The 1,959-nt window shown below is 72.4% G+C and carries 1 protein-coding gene; it reads left to right on the top strand.

Annotated features, from left to right (window positions below; all coding sequences use genetic code 11):
* A partial coding sequence (locus V7Z97_RS20310) for a calcium-binding protein (RefSeq protein WP_334165431.1) occupies nt 1-1,959 on the top strand: 1,959 nt, incomplete at both ends.

Consider the following 1,959-nt stretch of genomic DNA (forward strand, 5'->3'; position numbering starts at 1 on the left):
ACGACCTGCAGGGCGGCGCAGGCGCCGACACCCTCAAGGGCGGCGCGGGCGACGATACCCTCACCGGCGGCGCGGACGCCGACACCCTCGTCGGCGGCGCAGGCGCCGACACCGCCGTCTTCTCCGGCGCACGCGCCGACTACGCGGTCACCCTGAACGGCGACGGGTCGATCACGGTCACCGACAACCGGCAGGCGGGCGACGGGGTCGACACGCTGACCGGCGTCGAGTTCCTGAAGTTCAGCGACCAGACCATCGCGGCGCCCGTCCAGGGGAACGTCATCACGGGCACGGACAGCCACGACACCCTGGCGGGCACGGCCGGGGCGGACACCATCGCCGGCGGCGGCGGCGTGGACATCCTCAGCGGTCTCGAGGGCGACGACAGCGTCTCGGGCGGCCAGGGGCATGACGTCCTCCGCGGCCACACGGGGGCCGACACGCTCCACGGCGACGCCGACGACGACCAGCTCGTGGGCGGCGCGGGGGACGACGTGCTCGACGGTGGCTCCGGCATCGACCGGGCCAGCTTCTCGTCGGACGCGACCGAGGGTGTCCGCGTCGACCTGCGGATCTCCGGGCCCCAGGACACCGGCCAGGGCGTCGACACCCTGATCGGCATCGAAAATCTCTCCGGCACCCGCTTCAGCGACACTCTTACGGGGACCAGCGGCGACAACTGGCTGTGGGGTGGCTCCGACGGTTCGGGTGTCACCGGCAACGACGTCATCGACGGGGACGCGGGCAACGACCTGGTCCAGGTCGGCCCGGGCGACCACACGCTGAAGGGCGGGGCCGGTCTCGACACCCTCTCGTTCAACGGCAACGGAACCGACATCAGCCCGGATGGGGTGGCGGTCTCGCTGGCGCTGCAAGGCGCTGCGCAGGCGACCCGCCAGGGCGCCATGACCCTGGACGGTTTCGAGAACCTCTCCGGTTCGGCCTACGGGGACACGCTCGCCGGCGACGGCGGCGCCAACCAGCTGCTCGGCTTCGCCGGCTCGGATTCCCTGTCGGGCGGCGCCGGCAACGACATCCTGCGCGGCGACGCGGTGATGCGGCCGGACACACACGGCGTCGGGGGCTCCGGGCCCATCGGCGTGGTCATCGATGGCGACGGCGCCGACACGCTGGACGGCGGTGAGGGCGACGACGTGATCGCCGCGGCCGGCGGTGACGACGACCTGCGCGGCGGAGACGGCTCCGACAGCCTCTACAGCGGCGCGGGCGCAGACAAGGTCGACGGCGGCGCAGGAAGCGACACCTTCTTCCTGAGCGGCGCGCGGGCCGATTACGAGATCACCGTCGGCGAGGGCGGCTCGCTGGTCATCGCCGACCTGCGTCCGGGCGCGCCGGAAGGAACCGACACCGTCTCGGGGGTCGAGTTCTTCGCCTTCAGCGACGGCGTGCGGGCGCACGATGCGCTCGATGGCCAGACGCAGCAGGGGACGCCCGGGAACGACACCTTCGACGGCGGCGCGGGGGCCGACACCCTGGACGGTCTGGGTGGCGACGACCGGCTGACCGGCCATGGCGGCTCGGACCGCCTCGACGGCGGCCCGGGCCACGACATCGCCGGCTTCCCCCTGCCGCAGGACACGGTGGGCTCGCTGCGCAGCGTCGCCGGGGTGGGCGCCGACGCGGGCAAGATCATCGTCCAGGTGGTGGATGGAAACACGGTGACGGACGTCTTCCGCGTCACGGTCACCGACGGCGACGCCGTGGTCGAGGGTTTGGGCCCGTTGGCGGGCCTCGGGACCGACACGGTCACCGACGTCGAGGAACTGCATTTCTTCATCCCGTCCGACACCCCGACGCCGGGCCACTTCGTCGGCCTGAACCTGACGGTGAACGTCGGCCAGGTGAGCGGCGGCTTCGCCTTCGTGAATGGCTCGGCCGACGGAGACACCATCGACCTTGCGGCGCTGTACCCGGACTCGGATTCCGTCGAGATCGGCG

The organism is Phenylobacterium sp. (assembly GCF_036821595.1).
Taxonomy (GTDB): Bacteria; Pseudomonadota; Alphaproteobacteria; order Caulobacterales; family Caulobacteraceae; genus Phenylobacterium.